The following is a 20405-nucleotide window of genomic DNA, read 5'->3' on the forward strand; positions in this document are numbered from 1 at the left end:
CCGCCACGGAGCCCCTGACGTCTCATCAGGGGCTCCGCCGGGCCGTACTGCGGCGGATCCGGGCGCGTACGGCCCGCTGGGCGACCGGCCCCAGATCCTCCAGTACACCGACCAGCCCGGACAGTTGCTCCAGTGCGTCGAGGGCGGCAAGCGCCCCCTCCGGGTCCACGCCCTCGTACAGCTCCAGGCCGACGAAGCCCGCCGCGAGCGCCCGCGAGAGGCCCGCGACGTCCACGAACGCGGCGATCGGCGTCCCGGCCAGTACCCGTGCCAGCACCCCTTCGATCTCCTCGATCCACGAGGCGAGTCCGGCGGCGGTCGCGGGGGCGAGGCGGGGCTGGGTCTGGGCACCGGCCAGGAGCTGGGCGAGGACGGCGACATGGCCGGCGGCGCGCTCCTCGGCATGCAGTTCCCGGCCCAGCTCCAGGAATTCGGCGAGGCTGCCGACCCGGGCGAAGCGTTCGCGGTAGTGCGCGACGCGCTGCTCCGCGCCGTACCGACAGGCGGCGGCGAGGAGTTCGTCGACGCTGCCGAAGTGGTAGAAGACCAGGGCCTGGTTGACTCCTGCGGTGGTGGCGATGCTGCGGGCCGAGGTCTTGGCGAGGCCCTGTTCGGTGAGCGTCCGCAGCGCACCGGCGAGCAGTTTCGTACGGGTGTCGTCGGCGCTCATGCCCGGGCCTCCTCGCGCACCGGCCGCAGCCCGGCGCGCACTCCGCGCTCGGCGGCGTTCACGAACTCGGCGGAGAAGGACCCCTCGTAGCCGAAGAGCGGGCCGAACCGCCGGTTGCCGACCCGCACCTGGATCCGGAAGCGCCCGGCCGCTTCGTCGTACGACTCCCGCACCACGGCGTCGCCCCCGATCAGGTCCGGCACCCGGACGTCGACCGGCCCCTCCCGGAAGCGGTGCTCGCCGGAGCGGATGATCAGTGCCCCGCTGTCGTCCACGGTGAAGTGCAGGTCGGTGGCGAGGTGCTGGTGGGTGCCGAGGTAGTCGACGACGCAGCCGCGCTCGGGGCTGAAGACCATGGTGGCGTCGAAGCGGCGGGGGCGGCGCGGGAAGGCGAAGGTCCGCACGAAGGTGACGGTTTCGCGGCCGAAGGAGTCCGTGTACGGGACGTTCTCGATGACGAAGGGGATGTCCCGGCCGGCTTGCGGGACAAGGATGTTGCGGCTGCCGCCGAGGGCCAGGAACGGCCGGACGAAGCTGCGGCCGTGCCAGATCCGGTCCATCGTGCCCCGCCCGATGCACGCCTCACCGCTGTCGAGCCCGACGGAGAAGCGCCGCCGGATGTACGGGTGAAGGCGGTCGAAGTCGGCGCCCAGGGCACGCTGGAATATCGAGGTCATCACTGCTCCAAGGTGGCGAGGAGGGCGGCCGGGGCGGCAGCGCTCTCGCTGCGTCCGGCGGCCCGCTCGGGAGGGCGGCGCAGACAGCGGCGGGCCGCGGGGGTGACGGGCAGAGGCGGCAGCAGCAGCGCGGCGCCTGCCACGGCGAGTGCGGTGACGGGGGCCACGGCCGCGGCGGTGACGACGACGGCGGCCATGCGGACGCACAGTTCCGCGAGGGCATGGCGCAGCGACCGCTCAGGGGTGATCCCGCGTTCGCACCACAGCCGCAGCCGGTCGAAGGACCAGGCGGTCGCCCAGCCCATGAGCGGCCGGAAGAGGAGCCGGTCGACGACCCTTCCGAAGCGCCCCCAGCGCGGCCGGTAGTCGTATCCGGTGAGGAATCGCAGCGCGTCACCGTCCGGGACGTAACGCCAGTACCCGCGGCCCTCCTCGATGAGCGACAGCGGGTGCGCGGAGAAGAAACGGAGGGCGGAAGTCCGGGTGCCGTCGGGCCGGTTCCGCTCACCGGCCGAGACGCCGGTGCCGTCGACCGTGAGCAACGGCAGGACGCGGGTGGCGTAGCGGAAGCGCTGCGGCTCCCCCGGAGCGCACGGCAGGTAGTCGATCTCACTGAACCTCAGGTCCCAGCGCTGATGCTGGTCCGGCACCTGGCTGCGGTCCCACACGTCGTCGATCCCGGCGCGGATCCGCACCTCCACGTACAGCCCCATGCGGCTCCCCCCATCCCACGAGTTCCACGAGTTTGAGCGACTGCTCAAAACGCAGGGTAGAGCGTTTTGAGCAGTCGCTCAAGGCGGTGCGGGTGGCGGTACGGGGCCCGTCGCGTCCCGCCGACGCCCGAAAGGCCGGCAGCAGGGCGAGGCGGGCGGGCGAGGCCTGTGCCGATCACGGCCCATGGATTCCCGCCGCGCGAAATCGCGGGAGAGGTTCCGAAAGAGTTTGCGCTGAGAGTCAGCCGGCCGATTGCGGCGAGGCCGGGGAAACGCGGCTCTCGGGGTGGTGGGCGAGGAACGGCGACGAAAGGGGGAAGAGCCAGGAGTCGCGCCGCGAAAACTACGGACGCTGCGGCAAGAATTCGGGAAGAAGCGAAGAGGGCTTAAGCTGCCGCCCCCGGTGCTGCCGCATCCGCAAGCAGGATGAGCAAAGTGAGCAAGGCATGCCGCACAAGAGGGAATCAGGGAAGGCCGATCCATCCGCCGTCGCAGACGTAAAGAGCAGATCCTACGGCGGTTCGGGTTCGACACCTCACCGGTTCGACGCTTCGACATTTCCCAAGACGTCAAAGCGGAGTGCGCGGAGTGCGCGGAGCGTCAAGCAGAGGCCGGATCGGCGTTATTTCGAGTCCCCGCGCGAGCGAACGCAGCGCCACCCGAAGTAGAGCACCCCCAGGCCTCCCCCGACTGCGCCGGCCCCACACATGACAGTCGCCCATGGGGCCATGACCTGCGTGAACCACAGCAAGCTCACTACGGCCAGGGCCATGGAGAGCAAGCACCGCTCTCCATGGCCCGGACCGCGGCGACCGGTCAGTCCCGGATGTTGCCGCACTTGTACGTGACGCCCTTCATTTTGATGTCCCGGTACCCCGCGAAGGAGGCGAAGTCGGTGCCGCCACCGCCGCCGCCACCCTCCTTCCGGCAAGAATAACCAAGCGCCTCAAGCTTCCCGAGATCACTCTTTGCCTGGTAGTTCTTGTACGACTTGATCATGGCAGCTCGCTTTTGCGCAGGCGTGGCTTCCTTCGCCTTCGTGTACGCATAGCACCCGACGCTGGCACCGATGCCTACCCACGACGCCCCCTTGGCCAGTGCCTTGGTAAGGCCTGCCGCACCGCTGCCGATCCCCAGAACTGCGCAGATTTCATCGACTCCAGCAGCGTGAATCTTCGCTTCCGCGGCCGGCCGCGCGACGGCTGCGCCTCCTCCGCCTTCCCCCGAAGCTGCACTTGCGGTGTGCGCGCTGATGCCGCACATTGCGCCGGTCATGGCGAAGGCGATCGCGGTCGAGATCCCCTTGCTTCGCATACTCACGAAGTCAATCCCCCAATAACACTCTGAAGTGTGTTGATCTTTATGAGAAGGACGCTACCAGCGCGGCTATATGCACGCAATGAGTTTGCTGGAAATGGAGATTCCTTAACGAGGCCGACTCCACGGAACCGGAGGAATTTCGCGTAATTTGCATAATCTCGCATACCCGGCGTCCTGGCCGTGGACAGACATAAACCCTTCGGGGGCAGTTCGGGCCGATCGTTCCGGCCGCGCCCTCACGCCCCCCTGGGGTCCCCGAGCCGCTCCGTGGGACCGGCGAAGGACAGGAACAGGGTCCGGGTGACGAGCAGCCAGACACCGTCCAGCTTGTGGAACGTGTCCTCGTAGTGCCCCACTTGAGCCGGGGGCCGGGGCGGCACCATGCCCTCCTGGTAGCCGTCGACCCGGTAGGTGGCGAAGTAGGTGGTGGCGGTGGCCGTCGTCGGAGAGGTGACGGTGACCAGGATGTTGGTGCACATACGGCGCGACAGCCGGTCCGCGGGCCGGTTGCCGAAGTAGTCGCGGAGCGCGTCGCGTCCCTGCACCCGGCGGTCGCCGTGCGGCCACTCCCAGACCCCGTCGGGTGTGAACAGATCCGCCACCGATCCCGGGTCCCCGAGGTCGAGCCGGCGGACGAACTCGACGATCAGACGCTCGCAGGCCCGCTCGGCGAGCAGGCACTCCATGGGGTCAAGAGCTTCGGTTTCCATCCCTACTTGGTAGCAGCGCCGGACGCACCGCCACCACGGCTTTGCGGGCGGGCGGTGGGCTACCGCTACCGCCCGCGATGACGGGGGCAGGCGCAGGGCGGCCAGGCCTGGCTGAGCCCGTAGAGGTCGAACCGGTCACCGGCCACGACATGGACCGGCGCCCGTTCGTCTTTCACGATGCCGTCGCGGGTCGCGGTGTAGACCCGCAGCGTCATCAAGGACTGCCGGGGCGGCTCCGGCATCCCCGGCAGTGTGCGGCCGACGCTCACCAGACCACCTCTGCGGGCTGCGGCTGCCGCTCGTACGCGGCCTAGTAGGGGCGGACGAGGGGTGAGGTGTCGCCGTCCAGCGGTGGTTCGACGGGCCTGCGTCGCCGCACCCGGCCCGGCAGCGACGGCGGGTTCCACGGCCGTACGAGGACCGTACGGACGACCACCGGGCCGCAGCACGGGGAGGGCGCAGCCGCCCGGTGCCGGCCCGGCGCTCGCGGGATGAGTAAAGCCCGCACCCACGCGAGGCAATGGGCAATAGGCTGCAACATGTTGACGCTCCTGTGCATTTCGCGGCGTTGACCATGCCCCGGGGTCGTTGGCGCGACCGCCGGGGTAATTACGTTCTGTGGACCCATGGTTGCTCTGCGCTGGCTACGATCAACAGAGGGTCGCTGTCCCAGATCACATTCGGGGACAGGAAGGGATAGGCCGATGACGTTCGAAGCGCGGGAACTCTCACCAGACCGCTCGGTGCGCGACCTCTTCGGTGCGGAGCTGCGCCGCTACCGGGAGCGGGCCGGCATGTCGCTGAGACGGCTTGCCGACGTGGTGAACTACAGCAAGTCGCAGCTTGCCCGGATCGAGGCCGCAGAGTCGCTGCCGTATGACGACCTGCCGGCGAAGCTGGACGCATGCTTCGGCACGGGCGAGCTCTTCGCTCGCTTGCACGCCCTCGCGAAGAGGGAACCGTTCCCCGACAAGTACTGCCGCGTCATCGGCGAGATCGAGAGCAAGGCCACCACCATCAAGGAGTACGCGAGCGCCACGATCCCTGGTCTCCTCCAGACGCGGGCACTTGCGGAAGAGTCACTGCGACTCGGTAACCCCTACGCCTCGGATGCCGAGATCGAGACCTTGGTACAGGCCCGGATCGATCGACAGGCCCTGTTGGACAAACCCAAGCCACCACGATGCTGGTTCATCCTCGACGAGGCGGTGCTGCGGCGCCCGGTCGGTGAAGCCGGGGTGATGCGCCGCCAGATGTCTGCTCTGGTGGAGGCGGGTGCAAGAGCCCATCTCACCATTCAGGTACTGCCGTTCGCGGCCGGTGGCCACGCAGAAGCAGGTGGCTCGCTCATGCTCTACACGCTGCCGCACCAACCGTTGAGGGCCTACGAAGAAGGCAGTCACTCAGGGACGATCATCGAAGACCAGAACGACGTCACCATCCGCCGGGAGAACTACGATCTGCTCAGGGCCATGGCCCTCTCGCCCCGCGACTCTGCGGCGATGATCCGAGTGGCAATGGAGGACTGGACCCCATGCGAGCCGCCCCTGACCTGAGCACAGCCGTCTGGCGCAAGAGCAGTTACAGCAACAACGAGGGAGGCGTGTGTGTCGAGGTAGCCGACGGCTTCCCCGGCCTCGTCCCCGTCCGTGACAGCAAAAACCCCCACGGCCCCGCCCTGCTCATCCCTGCCCCCGTCTGGGCCGCCTTCATAGCGGACCTGAAGGGTGGGCACCCCGCAGGCAGGTGACATCCGTGCGGTGCCCGGGAACAGATTGCCGTTTCCGGGCACTGACATAGGCATGAGTGACAACAGCGCATTCGGCGACTCCGGCGGCTTCCGGACCGAGCACGACTCCATGGGTGAGGTGCAGGTGCCCGCGTATGCGAAATGGCGGGCGCAGACGCAGCGTGCGGTGGAGAACTTTCCGGTCTCGGGGCAGCGGCTGGAGCGGGCGCACATCGAGGCGCTGGCCCGGATCAAGGGGGCGGCGGCCAAGGTGAACGGCGAGTTGGGGGTGCTGGACAAGGACATCGCGGAGGCCGTGCAGGAAGCCGCCGCGGCCGTCGCGGAGGGGCAGTGGGACGACCACTTCCCCGTTGACGTGTTCCAGACCGGGTCCGGGACGTCGTCGAACATGAACACCAACGAGGTCATCGCGACGCTGGCGGGTGAGCGGCTGGGCCGGGAGGTTCATCCGAACGACCATGTCAATGCGAGCCAGTCGTCCAACGATGTCTTTCCGTCCTCGATTCATATCGCGGCGACGTCGGCTGTCCTCAACGATCTGATTCCGGCGCTGGAGCATCTGGCGGCGGCGCTGGAGCGCAAGGCGGAGGAGTTCGCCGAGATCGTGAAGTCGGGGCGGACGCATCTGATGGATGCGACGCCGGTGACGCTGGGGCAGGAGTTCGGCGGCTATGCCGCCCAGGTGCGCTACGGCGTCGAGCGGCTGCGGGCGTCGCTGCCGCGGCTGGCGGAACTGCCGCTGGGCGGCACGGCGGTGGGGACGGGGATCAACACCCCGCCCGGGTTCCCGGCCGCGGTCATCGCCGAAGTGGCGCGGGCGACGGGGCTGCCGCTGACCGAGGCGCGCGATCACTTCGAGGCGCAGGGGGCGCGCGACGGGATCGTCGAGACGAGCGGGCAGCTGCGGACGGTCGGGGTCGGGCTGACGAAGATCGCCAACGATCTGCGGTGGATGGCGTCCGGGCCGCGCACCGGGCTCGCGGAGATCGCGCTGCCGGATCTGCAGCCGGGCTCGTCGATCATGCCGGGGAAGGTCAACCCGGTGATCCCGGAGGCGGTGCTGATGGTTGCGGCGCAGGTCACCGGCAATGACGCGACGGTGGCGGCGGCCGGGGCGGCCGGCAACTTCGAGCTGAATGTGATGCTGCCGGTGATCGGGAAGAACGTGCTGGAGTCGGTGCGGCTGCTGGCCAATGTCTCCCGGCTGCTGGCGGACCGTACGGTCGACGGGATCACCGCGAACGCGGAACGCGCCCGGGAGTACGCCGAGTCGTCGCCGTCGGTCGTCACCCCGCTCAACAAGTACCTCGGGTACGAGGAGGCGGCGAAGGTCGCCAAGAGGTCGCTCGCCGAGCGGAAGACCATCCGTGAGGTGGTCCTGGAGGGCGGCTATGTCGAGCGGGGGCTGCTGAGCGAGGAGCAGTTGGACGAGGCGCTGGACGTGCTGCGGATGACGCGGCCCTGAGCCGGCCGGCCCCTCGCCCCCGCGTCGATGCTCCTGTTGCGGCGCGGGTTCCGGGAGACGGCCCTCATTATCATGCCCGTAACGCCCGGTGCGTCTCATGTCACGGCGCGCTTCATGCGGCGCAACTAAGATCTGCGCATGACAGCGGACATGGTGGACACGACGGAAGGCGAGACGCCCGGCGGACGCGGGACGGCCGGGGCGGGGCGGGCGGCGGGCGGTGCGGCGGCAGCGTCACACTGGGCGCCGGGGGACCAGATCCTCTGGCGCTACCGCGACAACGCCGACGCCGGACGGTTCCACATCTGTCGTCCGATGACCGTTGTCCAGGACACCGACGAACTGCTCGCCGTGTGGATGGCGCCGGGCACGCCCTGCATCAAGCCGGTGCTCGCCGACGGCACGCCGGTGCACCGCGAGCCGCTGTCCACCCGCTACACCAAACCGCGCCGGACCAGCCACGACCAGTGGTTCGGCACCGGTGTGCTGAAGCTGGCCCGGCCCGGTGACCCGTGGTCGGTGTGGCTGTTCTGGGAACACGGCTGGCAGTTCAAGAACTGGTACGTCAATCTGGAGGAGCCGCGCCGCCGTTGGGCGGGCGGCATTGACTCCGAGGACCACTTTCTCGACATCTGTGTCTATCCGGACCGGCACTGGGAGTGGCGGGACGAGGACGAGTTCGCACAGGCGCAGCGGGACGGGCTGATGACCGGCGCACAGGCCGCCGAGGTCAGATCGGCGGGCCGGGCCGCGATCGCACAGATCACGGCCTGGCGTGAGCCGTACGCGGATGGCTGGGAGGACTGGCGGCCCGATCCGGCCTGGGAGGTTCCCCGGCTCCCGGACAATTGGGACCGCGCACCGGATCGTTTGCGGTCGTGAGGGAGTGAAGTGAAACCACACGAGTGAAGGGGCGAACCGTGGGAAGCTGCGCCTATGGGCAATGCTGTTTCCTGCGGGGCGAGGAGCGGGGCCGAGCCCCCTTGCTGCGCCCCGGGTCTTCAAACGTAGGATCGTCCTCCGCAAGACTGCACAGGCGCAACTCCAGAACGGGAAAACGAACTTGACTGCGGTCGCAGGAGGCGCGAGGTCGTGAGTGCCACTCACTACGACGGATACGAAGGGCTCAACCGGTTAGCACTGGACCGGGCCGGGCAGGCCGAGGCGTTCGACGCCATCGGCGACCGGTACGACGACGCCTTCCCGCACAAGGAGGGCCAGCTCGCCTCGGGCACCTGGCTGGCCGACACCCTCCCCGCCGGCTCACGCATCCTGGATCTCGGATGCGGTACGGGCCTGCCGACCGCCCGTCAGCTCTCGGACGCCGGGCACCACGTCGTGGGAATCGATCTCTCCCCCTCGATGGTCGCACTGGCCCGGGAGAACGTCCCGGACGCCGACTTCCACCGGCTGGACGTCGCCGATCTGCGCAGCGGCCGGCTCGGCGGCCCCGGCTCTTTCGACGGAATCGCCGCTTATTTTTGCCTTCTGATGCTGCCCCGTGCGGAAATCCCTTACGCACTGGGCATGCTCCATGATCTGCTACGTCCCGAGGGGCTGCTCGCCCTGTCCATGGTCGAGGCGGATGTGGACGACTCCACCATTCCGTTCCTGGGCAACTCGATCCGGGTATCGGGTTACCTGCGGGACGACCTGCGCCGGGTCGTGCACGACGCGGGTTTCGACGTCGTCGGGGAGGATGCCTACGCATACGCCCCGTCGAGTACGGACGTACCACCCGAGATCCAGCTCTTTCTGCACCTGCGACGCGCCTGACACGCAGCGCGTTGGGCGCGTCCCGTACGGGCGGCGCGCTCGCAACGCGGCGCGTTCGGCGCACAGCCCCGGACGGATGGAATCCCACGCGTGACGGAGCACCCCACCTCCCACGAATCGCGGCGGTCGGCCTCGACCGCCGCGCCCTCGGCGTCCCCTGCTCGGGGGCCGGCCCGGACGGCGTCGTTCGGCGCGGTCCCCGACCCGCGCAGCGCCCTGCAGCAGCCCACCGCGGCGGGGTTCGCCCCGTCGCCAGGCGCCGGGTTCGCGGTGCGCGGCGGTGACGACATAGGCCTCGCCGGTGTCGCCGTCACGGCCTCGGCCGGCCCGCCGGCCGGCCACCACGGCGGCGAGCCGCCCGTGGATCACGGCGCGGCGCGGCGGGACCCGTCGACGGAGGCGGACGGCGCTGCCGCGGGCCACACCGGCGGGCGCACCAGTGATCACAGCGCCGCTCACAGCGGCGGTCATGCCGCCGCACGGGACGTCTCGCTCCCGTACGGGGAGGCATACGGCGACACGTACGGGGAGGTGGCCATGCCTGCGGGAGGACGGCCGGGCGGGGCAGCGGATGCGGGGCGCGAGACGGCCCGTGCCGCGCGGCGGGTGGCGCAGGGCGCGGTGGGCCGCGCCCAGGCGCCGGAGCCGGGCGAGGAGCCGCACCACGGGCAGCGCCCGCGGCACGACGGCGAGGGCATCGGGCGGCCGCGGGAGGGCGGCAGTCCGGCCGGCGGCGGTGGGCCGGGCGGGACGGTGCCGGGGCAGCCGCCGGCGCCGCACGGCGGACGCTCCGCCGGCCCGGGCGCCCACGGTGAGGCCTCACGCCCGGCGGCCGGGGAGGCCACCGCGGCCCCGGTGCCCGGTCCGGGCAGCCCGCCGCAGGACCCGCCGGCCGCTCCCCCGGCCCGCTCGGCGCATCCGGGCGAGAGCAGCGAGGTGGCCGCGGCCCGGCAGGCCGGCGGCGACCGGCTGCGCTTCATCGGGGCGGCGACGCGGCGGATCGCCCGCGGTATCGACCTCGACGAGATCGTGCTCGGGCTGTGCCGGGCGACGGTGCCGACGTTCGCCGACGCCATCCTCGTCTATCTGCGCGATCCGCTGCCGGTGGGCGACGAGCGCCCGACCGGCCCGGTGGTGCTGCGGCTGCGCCGTACCGACCGGATCCCGGAGGAGCCGGACACCAACGGCGGCCGGCTGCCGGTGCTGCCCGCGCAGCCCGATCTGGGCCCGGCGATGGGCGGCAGCGCGGCGGAGCTGGCCGAGGTGGAGCCCGGCGGCCCGCTGGCCGAGGTGCTGCGGGGCGTACGGCCGCTGTTCGGTGAGGCGCAGGCGGCGCGGACGGCGCTGCCGGAGCTGCTGGGTCCGGATCCGCGGCTGCCCGGCGGTCACCGGGTGATCCTGGCACCGCTGCGCGGCCGCCGCCGGGTGATCGGTGCCGCGGTGTTCCTGCGCCGCCCGGACCGCCCGGCGTTCGAGCCGGACGATCTGCTGGTGGCCGCGCAGTTGGCGACGCACACCGCGCTGGGCGTGGACAAGGCGGTGCTCTACGGCCGTGAGGCGTATATCGCCGACGCGCTGCAGCGCACGATGCTGCCGGACTCGCTGCCGCAGCCGACCGGGGTCCGGCTGGCCAGCCGCTATCTGCCGGCCGCCGAGACGGCGCGGGTGGGCGGCGACTGGTACGACGCCATTCCGCTGCCGGGCAGCCGGGTGGCGCTGGTGGTCGGCGACGTCATGGGGCACTCGATGACCTCGGCCGCGATCATGGGGCAACTGCGCACGACCGCGCAGACGCTGGCGGGGCTGGACCTGCCGCCGCAGGAGGTCTTGCACCATCTCGACGAGCAGGCCCAGCGGCTGGGCACGGACCGGATGGCGACCTGCATGTACGCGGTGTACGACCCGGTGGCGCACCGGATCACCATCGCCAACGCGGGACATCCGCCGCCGGTGATGCTGCACCGCGGCGGGCGCGCCGAGGTGCTGCGGGTGCCGTCGGGCGCGCCGATCGGCGTCGGCGGGGTGGACTTCGAGGCGGTGGAGCTGGACGCCCCGGCGGGCGCCACGCTCGTCCTCTATACGGACGGTCTGGTCGAGTCGCGGATCCGGGACGTGTGGACCGGGATCGAGCAGCTGCGGGAGCGGCTGGCGGAGACGGCCCGGCTGACGGGTCCCAACCCGCCGCCGCTGGAGCCGATGTGCGACGAGGTGCTGGACATTCTGGGCCCCGGCGACCGCGATGACGACATCGCGCTGCTGGCGGCCCGGTTCGACGGGATCGCGCCGAGCGATGTCGCGTACTGGTATCTGGACCCGAAGGCGCAGACGGCCGGGCAGGCCCGCCGGCTGGCCCGGCGGGCGCTGGCGCGCTGGGGCCTGGAGGAGCTGACCGACCAGCTGGAGCTGCTGGTCAGCGAGGTGGTGACGAATGCCGTGCGGTATGCGGAGCGGCCGATCACCCTGCGCTTGCTGCGAACGGACGTACTGCGCTGCGAGGTGGGTGACGACGTTCCGCAGCTTCCGCGGCTGCGCCAGGCCCGGCCGTCGGACGAGGGCGGGCGCGGCCTCTACCTCGTCAACCGGATGGCGCGGCGCTGGGGCGCGACCCGTCTGAGCATGGGAAAGGTCGTCTGGTTCGAGCTGTCGATGCCGCCGGGGGCGCTGCGCCGCTGACGCCGTGCGGGCCCCGGCCGCCCGTCCCATATGTTGGACCCCGTCTGAGATCGGACGGGGTCCAACTCTTGCCGACGTGCCGTCGGGGTAGTTGACTGCTTGGGTGGATGTAAGGGACTGACCGCCCCAATTCGGGACTGACCGACCCCTACTCCCAGTCGTCGAAACAGGAGGCATTCCTCCATGTCCAGCACCGCGCACCACGTCCCGCGCACGACGAACAACGCCGGCATTCCGGTGGAGAGCGACGAACACTCACTCACCGTGAGTCCGGACGGCCCCATCCTGCTCCAGGACCACTACCTCATCGAGAAGATGGCCCAGTTCAACCGCGAACGGGTCCCCGAGCGGGTGGTACACGCCAAGGGCGCCGGCGCCTACGGCTTCTTCCAGGTCACCAACGACGTCAGCCAGTTCACCAAGGCGGATCTCTTCCAGCCGGGCAAGACCACCGAGATGCTGGCCCGCTTCTCGACCGTCGCGGGCGAGCAGGGCTCCCCCGACACCTGGCGCGACCCCCGCGGCTTCGCGCTGAAGTTCTACACCGAGGACGGCAACTACGACCTGGTGGGCAACAACACCCCGGTCTTCTTCGTCCGTGACACGATCAAGTTCCAGGACTTCATTCGCTCGCAGAAGCGCCGCCCGGACAACGGGATGCGCGACAACGACATGCAGTGGGACTTCTGGACGCTGTCGCCGGAGTCCGCCCACCAGGTCACCTGGCTGATGGGCGACCGCGGCATTCCCAAGACCTACCGCCACATGAACGGCTACGGCTCGCACACCTACATGTGGGTCAACGCCGGCGGCGAGAAGTTCTGGATCAAGTATCACTTCAAGACCGACCAGGGCATCGACTTCCTCACCCAGGAGGACGCGGACCGGATCGCCGGCGAGGACGGCGACTACCACCGCCGTGATCTGTTCGAGGCCATCGACGGCGGCAACGCCCCGTCGTGGACGCTGTATGTGCAGGTCATGCCGTTCGCGGACGCCCCGGACTACCGGTTCAACCCGTTCGATCTGACGAAGGTGTGGCCGCACGGCGACTACCCGCTGATCGAGGTCGGGCGGATGACGCTCAACAAGAACCCCGAGGACTACTTCATCCACATCGAGCAGGCGGCGTTCGAACCGTCCAACATGGTGCCGGGCGTCGGCCCGTCGCCGGACAAGATGCTGCTGGGCCGGCTCTTCTCGTATGCGGACACCCACCGCTACCGCATCGGCCCGAACTATGCGCAGCTGCCGCCCAACCGGCCGCACGTGCCCGCCCATTCGTACGCGAAGGACGGCCCGATGCGGTTCGAGCCGTCCAGGGCGGCCCGGCCCTACGCGCCGAACAGCTACGGCGGCCCGGCGGCGGACACCCTGCGCTACGGGGAGCCCGCGGGCTGGGAGACCGGCGGCGAGATGGTCCGCGAGGCCTACACGCTGCGCCGTGACGACGACGACTTCGGCCAGCCGGGCACGATGGTCCGCCAGGTCCTCGACGACGCGGCCCGCGACCGGCTCGTCGGCAATGTCTCCGGCCATCTGCTGAACGGCGTCAGCCGCCCGGTGCTGGACCGCGCGCTGCAGTACTGGCGCAACATCGACAAGAACGTGGGCGACCGGATCGCCCACAAGGTGAACGGCGGCTGAGGCGCCGGCAGCAGCCGGTCATGATGGTCTCGGGCTGAATACCGGCGTCCCCGACTCCGGTGTTCAGCTCTCTTCCTTCGACGAGGCAGGGGCCGGCGGGAGGACATTCGGCGCTCGCGCCGGTCAGGCAGCCCGCTGCCGGCGCTCCAGAGCCCTGGCCGCGCGACGTCGCGGGGACGAGGTGGGGTCGGTGGCTCCAGCGCCCTCGCCTTGCGCGTGACCCCACGCGGCGGTCTTCTTCGCGGCCCGGGCCAGGCCTGGGTCGCGAGGCTTCACCGCAATCTCAAAGTGGCTCTCCTTCGCACACCGCTATAGCTGCACCGCCGGCGAGACCCAGACCGGCGAGCAGAATGCGCCGACGATCCGGACGGAACGTGGAGGATAAGGGATCACTCATGGGAGAGCTCCTTCTTGCGCTTGATCGCTGTCCACATGGCCATAGCTGCGAGGTATACCGGAAGGCCGATACCCGCACTCAGGGACAACACCTTCACCCACAGCGATGGACCCGTTTTGCCGCGGAGAGAGTTCCGGTTCTCGGCGCGGCCTTGTTGGTCGGCATCGGAAAGCCGAGATTTCCGGAGAATCCCCATGACATCCCAGAGACACCCACCGGGCCCCACCGGCTTCGTCCCTGGGTAAAAGGGCCCTCGGGAAGGCGGCATGCCTCTCGCGGTACAGCCGCACGCTTCCCGTACGAGAGAGGGGCACCCGAAGCTTCGGGTGCCCCTCTCTCGGTGCCGGCCGGACTGACGGCGTCAGCGGAAGCCGGTCAGACTGTCGGGCTGGTTGCCGCCGGTCTCGGTCCCGGTGCCGCCGGCGGGGTTGCCGTCGCCGCCGGCACCGCCGCCGCCGCCGTCCGCCCCGCCGTCCGGCGAGCCGGAGCCGGAGGGGACGGGCGGGCTCGGCCGCCCGCTGTGGGACGGCGAGGGAGGCCCGCTCGGCTTCGACGGGGTCGGCGAGGGCGAATCGCTCGGCGTCTTGGACGGGCTCGGGCTGGACGACGGCGTGTGGCTCGGCGTCGGGGTGGGGGTCGGGGGTACCCCGGCACCGAGGTCCGTCTCCAGGTCGAAGTCCGCGCCGGTGTTGCCGTTCAGCGCCGCCTGGGTGTAGTCCGCCCACACCCGGGCCGGGTAGCCGCCGCCGTTGACCCGGCCGTCGCCACCCGCGTTCTTGAGGGTGACCTGCCGGCCGCCGTTGGGCGACTCGCCGAACATGCCGACGGCGGTGACCAGCTTGGGCGTGTAGCCCACGAACCACGCCGACTTGTCGTCGTCGGAGGTGCCGGTCTTGCCCGCCGCCTTGTAGGCGGTGTTCTTCACGGCATCCGAGGCGGTGCCGTCGTTGACCACACCCGTCAGGACGGAGGTGACGGTGTCGGCGGTCTGGCGGCTGAGCACCTGCTCGCCGATCGGGTTCTTCAGCGGCACCTTGGTGTCGACGCCGTTGACGCTGTGCGAGGCCCGGGTGACCAGCGTCGGGGTGACCTTCTTGCCGTGGTTGTCGAGGGTGGCGTAGGCCCCGGCCATCTGGAGCGGGCTGGCGCCCATGGTGCCCAGGGTCATGGCGGGCTTGACGTCCATCCTGTCGTCCATGCCGAGGCTGACCGCGGTCTCCTTGACCTTCTCCAGGCCGGCGTCCGCACCCATCTGCGCGAAGACCGCGTTGACGGAGTTGTTGGTCGCCGTCTGGACGCTGATCTTCCCGTACGGCTGCTCGTCCTCGTTGGGCGGCGCGAAGGGGATGGTGCCGCCGACGACCGGACGGCGGTTACGGCCGTCGTAGATCGTGTTCGGGTTGATCGGGACACCGTCCTGGGTGACCGCGTTGTTCTCCATCGCGGAGGCCAGGATCAGCGGCTTGAAGGTGGAGGCGGCCTGGTAGTCGGTGCGGGTGGCGTTGTTCCGGTAGTGCTTGGGCGGGCCCTCGCCGCCGTACATCGCCACGATGTGGCCCGTCTTGGGGTCCACCGAGGTGGCACCGAGCTGGGCGTCCGCGTCGACCTTGCGCTTCTTGGGGTCGAGGTCGGCGAGCAGCTTGCGCTTGACGGACGCCTCCAGCGCCTTCTGCTTGTTCTTGTCGATGCCGAGGGTGACCGTCCAGCCGCCGGCCGCGAACTGCTTCTCGTCGACGCCCTGGGCGAAGAGCTCCTGCTTGGCCTGCTCGACGAGGTAGTTGGTCTGGCCGCTCACGCCGCTCAGCGGCTTGGGCTCCTTCGGCACCTGGAACCTCTGCTTGCGGCGGTCCTCCGCGGAGAGCCACTTCATCTCGACCATGTTGTCGAGGGTGTAGGCCCAGCGCTCCTGGACCCGCTTCCTGCCGGCCTCGGTCGCCAGGGACCAGTCGTACTGGCTCGGCGCCTGGAGCAGCGAGGCCAGGTAGGCGCCCTGCGAGACGGTGAGCTTCTCGACGTCCACGCCGTAGTAGGCCTGCGCGGCGGCCTGGATGCCGTAAGCGCCGCGGCCGTAGTAGCTGGTGTTGATGTAGCCGGCGAGGATGTTGTCCTTGGAGTACTTGTTGTCCACCTTGAGCGAGATGACGATCTCCTGGAGCTTGCGGGAAACCGTCTGCTCCTGGCTCAGGTAGTAGTTCTTGACGTACTGCTGGGTGATCGTCGAACCACCCTGCTTGCCGCGGCCCATCACCGTGTTGAAGATGCCACGCATGGTGCCCATCAGGTCGACACCGGAGTCGTGGAAGAAGTTCTTGTTCTCCGCGGCGACGAAGGTGCGCTGCACGTCCTTGGGTATCCGGCTGAGCGGGACGTTCTCCCGGTTGCGCAGCCCCGTACGCGCCATGACCTTGCCATTGGCGTACTTGTAGACGTTGCTCTGCAGCTTGGCGTCGTTGTTGCCCTTGGGTATGTCCACATACAGGTACAGGCCGATGAAGCCGAGGATGCCCAGCAGGCACACCCCGAGGAAGGCTCCTAGGAGCTTCTTCCAGGTGAAGAAGCGGCGTATGCCGGACTTCTTGTCCTTCGTTCTGGCCCGGCGGGCGCTTCCCTGTCGCGCCCGTCTCGCGTCCGCTCGGCCCATCGCTTCAGCAACTCCAGTCGTTCCGCCCCCAGCTAACTCAGCTGTTGAAGCTAACACCGCATCTGTCAACAAATACTCATCGATCAAGGCTTTTCCCGACGTGACAAACAGCACCCGGCACAGGGGAACCAAGAGGTGTGTTTTGTGCGTCGCCCAGGCCTCACCTGGGGTCTTGCCGCCGGAGGATCCTCCCACGATCACTGGACAGCCCGCACAGCACAGCATTAAAGTGATAGCACTTTGCTAGACCAGTGACATCATCCATTGCGGCGGACATCACGTGCCGCATGGGGAGAAACGGGGATTCCATGTCCGATCAGACACCTGCCGACCGCACCACCGGGCCCGGCGCCGACCTCCCTGCCGACGCTCCCGAGATGCCCCGCCCGCAGGTCCGCGAGGTCCCGGCGCACAGCATTCCGGGCGGCCTCGCCCTGCTGCTGACCGTGCTCGGCGTGGCGCTGGGCATCGCCATGATCATCGTTGGCGGGATTCTCGGCGACGGGGGCGACAAGGCGGTGGGAGCGCCGATGATCATCGTCGGCGTAGCCCTGCTGCTCGGCTCGTTCTTCTGCATGACCGGGGTGAAGATGGTCGCCCCCGGCGAGGCCCGGGTCATCCAGCTCTTCGGACGGTACGTCGGCACCATCCGCACGGACGGTCTGCGCTGGGTCAACCCGCTCACCACCGCGCAGAAGATCTCCACCCGGGTGCGCAACCACGAGACCGCGGTCCTCAAGGTCAACGACGCCTACGGCAACCCGATCGAGCTGGCCTCGATCGTGGTCTGGCAGGTCGAGGACACCGCCCAGGCGCTCTTCGAGGTCGACGACTTCCTGGAGTTCGTCGCCACCCAGACCGAGGCGGCCGTCCGGCACATCGCCATCGAGTACCCCTATGACGCACACGACGAGGACGCCCTGTCGCTGCGCGGCAACGCCGAGGAGATCACCGAGAAGCTCGCCCTGGAGCTGACCGCGCGGGTCCAGGCCGCCGGTGTACGGATCATCGAGTCCCGCTTCAGCCACCTCGCGTACGCTCCCGAGATCGCCTCCGCGATGCTCCAGCGGCAGCAGGCCGGTGCGGTGGTCGCGGCCCGCCAGCAGATCGTCGAGGGCGCGGTCGGCATGGTCGAGCAGGCGCTGGACCGGATCAGCGAACAGGGCATCGTCGAGCTGGACGAGGAGCGGAAGGCGGCCATGGTCAGCAATCTGATGGTGGTGCTGTGCGGCGACCGGGCCGCCCAGCCGGTCCTGAACACGGGTTCCCTCTACCAGTGAGCGGGCGAACCATGAAGGGGTGCTCGCCGGGCGAAGGCGAGGCCGGACGAGGCGAGGCTTCGGCATGAGCACCGACACCCCCGAGGGGCCCGGCGCCGGGAGCGGGCGGGGCCCCGCGCGACGGCCGCAGCAGCGCAAGCAGGTACTGCTGCGGCTGGACCCCTCGGTCCATGACGCGCTGGCGCGCTGGGCCGGCGACGAGCTGCGCAGCGCCAATGCCCAGATCGAGTTCCTGCTGCGCAAGGCGCTGTCGGAGGCGGGGCGGCTGCCCCGCGGGGCGGGGGACATTCCGCGGCGCGGGCGGCCGCCGAAGGAACGCAAGGACGAATAAGAGGTTGCGCGGATGGGCGCGGTGGGGGACGTCGGCAACAGTACGGGCACAGGTCCCGGTGATCATGGAGTTGCGACGCTCCGTGATCAACTGCTGCGCTTCGGCTGTTCTTACGAGGCGATCGCCGACACAACCTGCTCGGCCACCACGATCCGCAGCCGCCGCGACGCGTGGATACGACAGGGCGTCATCACCCGGCTCAAGCAGCTCGCGCTCGACGCCTACGGCCGGATGGCGGGACCGCCTGTCGACCGTGGCGGCCGCCCCTGCCGACCGCGGCGATCCGTCGGCCGCGTTCATCCGCCCCGACGGCATCGTCGCCTGGGCCGCCGCCCCGGGCCTGCCCGCGGACACCGCAGCTCCGGCGACCGCGCTGCGCACCTGGCTCGGCGAACCGCACCCGCGTATGACGAACGGCCAACAAGGTGAACCTGGTCAACCCGAAGGCAGGAAGAGCACCGGACAACGCAGAGGGGAGGTCTGATGGTGCGCGATCCGATCTGACGGCCGGTTCGGCACAGGTCTGCCCTGATGCTGCCGAAAGGCCGTCCCGCCTCCGCACCGGCACAACATCCGAGGAGCAGGAACGACGATGGCACCCGATCCGACAATCGCCCAGGTGACCATGACCCTGGCTGCCCTTGCAGCCACCGGGGCCACCCCGCGTCCCTCCGGGGAAACCCTGGAGCAGCAGACCGAACGAATCATCACCGGCATCGACACGCAACTGAGCGATCCCGGCCTTGCGACGCAGGGCGCGTGGGAGCTGGTGTGGCTCGCCCTGAGCGAGGCCAACGCCAATATGGCCTACCTCGCACGGAGCACCAACGGCTCGAACGAGTTCGTCGTGGTCGCCCGCGGAACGGACGCCGATCTGACCGACATCCTCGAGGACCTCGATGTCGGCACGGTCGTCCCGTTCCCCGAAAGCGGATCGCCCAAGCCCGTCGCCGTTTCCAAGGGGGCGATGGATGCGTTCCAACGGGTTGTCAACGCCCGCTCGATCGCCTCCCCCTCCCCGAATGCCACGCTCAATCAGGCGCTCTCCGTCGCGCTCAAGGCGGCGCCCTCCTCGCCGCAGCCGACCGTCTACCTGACCGGTCACAGCCTGGGCGGTTGCATCGCCACCATGCTTGCGCCGTACCTGCAGGCACACACCTGGACGAATCAGCCGAAGTTCGCGGTGATCACCTATGCCGCTCCCACCGCCGGCCTGCAGAGCTTCGTCGACTACTTCAACTCCGTGCCGTGGGTCATCGACGAGCGCCAGAACAACGCCTACGACCTGGTACCGCACGCGTGGGCCGATCTCGACACCACCGCCGGCTGGTACCCGAGCCCGGGACCGCAGGCGACCGAAGAAGTGAAGCTGCTCGTCGGGGCGATCGCCAAGCGCACCAAGGGCAACGTCTACGTCCAGCCCGGCACGCTCCGCCCGATGAACACCAGATACACCAGCCTCGCCAAGAACCTGGTCAACAAGACCACCCAGGACTTCCTCGGCCAGGTCGCCTTCCAGCACGCCAACTCCACGTACCTGGACCTGGTGGGGGCGCCTGCCGTCCCATCCGGGCCGGTGGTGACCGCCGTGACCCCCACCTTCGGCGCACCAGGCGCCACGGTGACCATCAACGGCTCCGGTTTCAGTCGGGACAGCATGGTCGACTTCGGCCACTTCGCCTGCACCGAGCGCGACATCGACCCCTCCGGCATGAGGATCACCGCTCAGGTCCCCACCGGAACCGGCGTCGTCCACGTCCGCGTCACCAACACCCTCGGCACCTCCCCGGCCGTCGCGATGGGGCAGTTCGCCTATGGCGGACCCGCACCTGTAGTGGTCAGTGCGGTCAGCCCGACCAGCGGAAAGGTCGGCACCCCGGTCACCATCAGCGGCTCGGGCTTCGCCGATGGCGCCACCGTGCACTTCAAGGACAAGGCATCCGATTCGGTCACGTTCGTCTCCACCGGCCAGATCACCGCAACCGCGCCCGGTCAGCTCGACGACCACCAGACGGTGAACATCACCGTGACGGTCGGCAAGGCCACCTCTCCCACCAGCCCGGCCGACGAGTTCACCTACACCGGACGGTAGTCCGCACACCCCGTTCCCGGGGTGGCCCTTCGAGCAGCCCCGGGCCTTTGCCGCCGACCGGTCGGACCGTGACCGGGCGAGGGATCGCCGCAGGACCGTTCGCCCTGCGGCGAGCAGGCCTGGGAGCTGTGCGGCACGGCCGGGCAGCTGCCGGGCGACCAGGTGTCCGAACCCCCCGGAGAGACCGGGGCCGGGATGAGTCGAGGCGCCGATGTGCCAGAGTCCGGGTACCGCGGACCTGGGGTCAGCCGCGCATCCCGCTG

At 69.7% G+C, this 20405-nt stretch carries 18 protein-coding genes and 1 pseudogene; 12 read left to right on the forward strand and 7 right to left on the reverse strand.

Features of this window, described 5'->3' with window-relative positions:
* Positions 1-25: 25 nt before the first annotated feature.
* The 6 genes from OHS81_RS12285 to OHS81_RS12310 all read right to left on the reverse strand — a co-directional run bounded on the left by OHS81_RS12285 (position 26) and on the right by OHS81_RS12310 (position 4332).
* Positions 26-670 (reverse strand): TetR/AcrR family transcriptional regulator, encoded by a 645-nt coding sequence (locus tag OHS81_RS12285; RefSeq protein WP_328384823.1) that lies wholly within the window; start codon positions 668-670, stop codon positions 26-28.
* Entirely contained in the window at positions 667-1347 is a 681-nt protein-coding gene (locus OHS81_RS12290) for a DUF4166 domain-containing protein (RefSeq protein ID WP_328384824.1), read from the reverse strand. Before OHS81_RS12290 ends, OHS81_RS12285 begins: the two co-directional genes overlap by 4 nt.
* Positions 1347-2060 (reverse strand): hypothetical protein, encoded by a 714-nt coding sequence (locus OHS81_RS12295; RefSeq protein WP_328384825.1) that lies wholly within the window; start codon positions 2058-2060, stop codon positions 1347-1349. Before OHS81_RS12295 ends, OHS81_RS12290 begins: the two co-directional genes overlap by 1 nt.
* A gap of 816 nt (positions 2061-2876) precedes the next feature.
* Positions 2877-3374 (reverse strand): hypothetical protein, encoded by a 498-nt coding sequence (locus tag OHS81_RS12300; RefSeq protein WP_328391093.1) that lies wholly within the window; start codon positions 3372-3374, stop codon positions 2877-2879.
* A gap of 242 nt (positions 3375-3616) precedes the next feature.
* Positions 3617-4090: a nuclear transport factor 2 family protein gene (locus OHS81_RS12305; protein ID WP_328384826.1), complete on the reverse strand. Its 474-nt coding sequence runs from the start codon at positions 4088-4090 to the stop codon at positions 3617-3619.
* A gap of 65 nt (positions 4091-4155) precedes the next feature.
* A complete protein-coding gene (locus OHS81_RS12310; protein WP_328384827.1) occupies positions 4156-4332 on the reverse strand; it encodes a hypothetical protein in 177 nt (58 codons plus the stop codon).
* 462 nt (positions 4333-4794) lie between these two features.
* Between OHS81_RS12310 and OHS81_RS12315 the strand changes: the two genes are divergently transcribed.
* From OHS81_RS12315 to OHS81_RS12345, 7 genes are all read left to right on the forward strand, one after another.
* Positions 4795-5646: a helix-turn-helix domain-containing protein gene (locus tag OHS81_RS12315; RefSeq protein WP_328384828.1), complete on the forward strand. Its 852-nt coding sequence runs from the start codon at positions 4795-4797 to the stop codon at positions 5644-5646.
* Positions 5625-5840, forward strand: coding sequence for a DUF397 domain-containing protein (locus OHS81_RS12320; protein WP_328384829.1), 216 nt, complete (start codon positions 5625-5627; stop codon positions 5838-5840). The genes OHS81_RS12315 and OHS81_RS12320 overlap by 22 nt, the downstream gene beginning before the upstream one ends.
* Positions 5841-5892: 52 nt before the next feature.
* Complete coding sequence (locus OHS81_RS12325) at positions 5893-7305, forward strand: class II fumarate hydratase (RefSeq protein ID WP_328384830.1); 1413 nt, start codon at positions 5893-5895, stop codon at positions 7303-7305.
* Positions 7306-7443: 138 nt separating this feature from the next.
* On the forward strand, positions 7444-8187 hold the full coding sequence (gene fomD, locus OHS81_RS12330; protein ID WP_443058691.1) for a cytidylyl-2-hydroxypropylphosphonate hydrolase: 744 nt from the start codon (positions 7444-7446) through the stop codon (positions 8185-8187).
* A gap of 210 nt (positions 8188-8397) precedes the next feature.
* Positions 8398-9081, forward strand: a complete 684-nt coding sequence (locus tag OHS81_RS12335) for a class I SAM-dependent DNA methyltransferase (protein ID WP_328384831.1) — start codon at positions 8398-8400, stop codon at positions 9079-9081.
* Positions 9082-9171: 90 nt separating this feature from the next.
* Complete coding sequence (locus tag OHS81_RS12340; RefSeq protein WP_328384832.1) at positions 9172-11754, forward strand: SpoIIE family protein phosphatase; 2583 nt, start codon at positions 9172-9174, stop codon at positions 11752-11754.
* A gap of 183 nt (positions 11755-11937) precedes the next feature.
* Positions 11938-13401, forward strand: coding sequence for a catalase (locus OHS81_RS12345; protein ID WP_328384833.1), 1464 nt, complete (start codon positions 11938-11940; stop codon positions 13399-13401).
* 758 nt (positions 13402-14159) lie between these two features.
* Here the strand turns inward: OHS81_RS12345 and OHS81_RS12350 are convergent.
* A complete protein-coding gene (locus OHS81_RS12350) occupies positions 14160-16439 on the reverse strand; it encodes a transglycosylase domain-containing protein (RefSeq protein WP_328384834.1) in 2280 nt (759 codons plus the stop codon).
* 308 nt (positions 16440-16747) lie between these two features.
* Between OHS81_RS12350 and OHS81_RS12355 the strand changes: the two genes are divergently transcribed.
* From OHS81_RS12355 to OHS81_RS12375, 5 genes and pseudogenes are all read left to right on the forward strand, one after another.
* Complete coding sequence (locus OHS81_RS12355) at positions 16748-17719, forward strand: SPFH domain-containing protein (RefSeq protein WP_328384835.1); 972 nt, start codon at positions 16748-16750, stop codon at positions 17717-17719.
* Between the two features lie 64 nt (positions 17720-17783).
* Complete coding sequence (locus OHS81_RS12360) at positions 17784-18050, forward strand: hypothetical protein (protein WP_328384836.1); 267 nt, start codon at positions 17784-17786, stop codon at positions 18048-18050.
* Positions 18051-18137: 87 nt separating this feature from the next.
* Positions 18138-18305: pseudogene (locus OHS81_RS12365) on the forward strand (IS5/IS1182 family transposase); the annotation flags it as partial.
* Complete coding sequence (locus tag OHS81_RS12370; protein WP_328384837.1) at positions 18304-18534, forward strand: aromatic-ring hydroxylase C-terminal domain-containing protein; 231 nt, start codon at positions 18304-18306, stop codon at positions 18532-18534. The pseudogene OHS81_RS12365 and the gene OHS81_RS12370, both read left to right, overlap by 2 nt.
* Before the next feature lie 108 nt (positions 18535-18642).
* Complete coding sequence (locus OHS81_RS12375; protein WP_328384838.1) at positions 18643-20142, forward strand: IPT/TIG domain-containing protein; 1500 nt, start codon at positions 18643-18645, stop codon at positions 20140-20142.
* Positions 20143-20405: the final 263 nt, after the last annotated feature.

This window comes from Streptomyces sp. NBC_00400 (assembly GCF_036048035.1).
Taxonomy (GTDB): Bacteria; Actinomycetota; Actinomycetes; order Streptomycetales; family Streptomycetaceae; genus Streptomyces.

Bases quoted from the DNA above. Each gene is read 5' to 3' on its own strand.
- OHS81_RS12285 (WP_328384823.1), bottom strand. From the start codon at position 670: ATGAGCGCCGACGACACCCGTACGAAACTGCTCGCCGGTGCGCTGCGG.
- OHS81_RS12290 (WP_328384824.1), bottom strand. From the start codon at position 1,347: ATGACCTCGATATTCCAGCGTGCCCTGGGCGCCGACTTCGACCGCCTT.
- OHS81_RS12295 (WP_328384825.1), bottom strand. From the start codon at position 2,060: ATGGGGCTGTACGTGGAGGTGCGGATCCGCGCCGGGATCGACGACGTG.
- OHS81_RS12300 (WP_328391093.1), bottom strand. From the start codon at position 3,374: ATGCGAAGCAAGGGGATCTCGACCGCGATCGCCTTCGCCATGACCGGC.
- OHS81_RS12305 (WP_328384826.1), bottom strand. From the start codon at position 4,090: ATGGAAACCGAAGCTCTTGACCCCATGGAGTGCCTGCTCGCCGAGCGG.
- OHS81_RS12310 (WP_328384827.1), bottom strand. From the start codon at position 4,332: ATGCCGGAGCCGCCCCGGCAGTCCTTGATGACGCTGCGGGTCTACACC.
- OHS81_RS12315 (WP_328384828.1), top strand. From the start codon at position 4,795: ATGACGTTCGAAGCGCGGGAACTCTCACCAGACCGCTCGGTGCGCGAC.
- OHS81_RS12320 (WP_328384829.1), top strand. From the start codon at position 5,625: ATGCGAGCCGCCCCTGACCTGAGCACAGCCGTCTGGCGCAAGAGCAGT.
- OHS81_RS12325 (WP_328384830.1), top strand. From the start codon at position 5,893: ATGAGTGACAACAGCGCATTCGGCGACTCCGGCGGCTTCCGGACCGAG.
- fomD (WP_443058691.1), top strand. From the start codon at position 7,444: ATGACAGCGGACATGGTGGACACGACGGAAGGCGAGACGCCCGGCGGA.
- OHS81_RS12345 (WP_328384833.1), top strand. From the start codon at position 11,938: ATGTCCAGCACCGCGCACCACGTCCCGCGCACGACGAACAACGCCGGC.
- OHS81_RS12350 (WP_328384834.1), bottom strand. From the start codon at position 16,439: ATGGGCCGAGCGGACGCGAGACGGGCGCGACAGGGAAGCGCCCGCCGG.
- OHS81_RS12355 (WP_328384835.1), top strand. From the start codon at position 16,748: ATGTCCGATCAGACACCTGCCGACCGCACCACCGGGCCCGGCGCCGAC.
- OHS81_RS12360 (WP_328384836.1), top strand. From the start codon at position 17,784: ATGAGCACCGACACCCCCGAGGGGCCCGGCGCCGGGAGCGGGCGGGGC.
- OHS81_RS12375 (WP_328384838.1), top strand. From the start codon at position 18,643: ATGGCACCCGATCCGACAATCGCCCAGGTGACCATGACCCTGGCTGCC.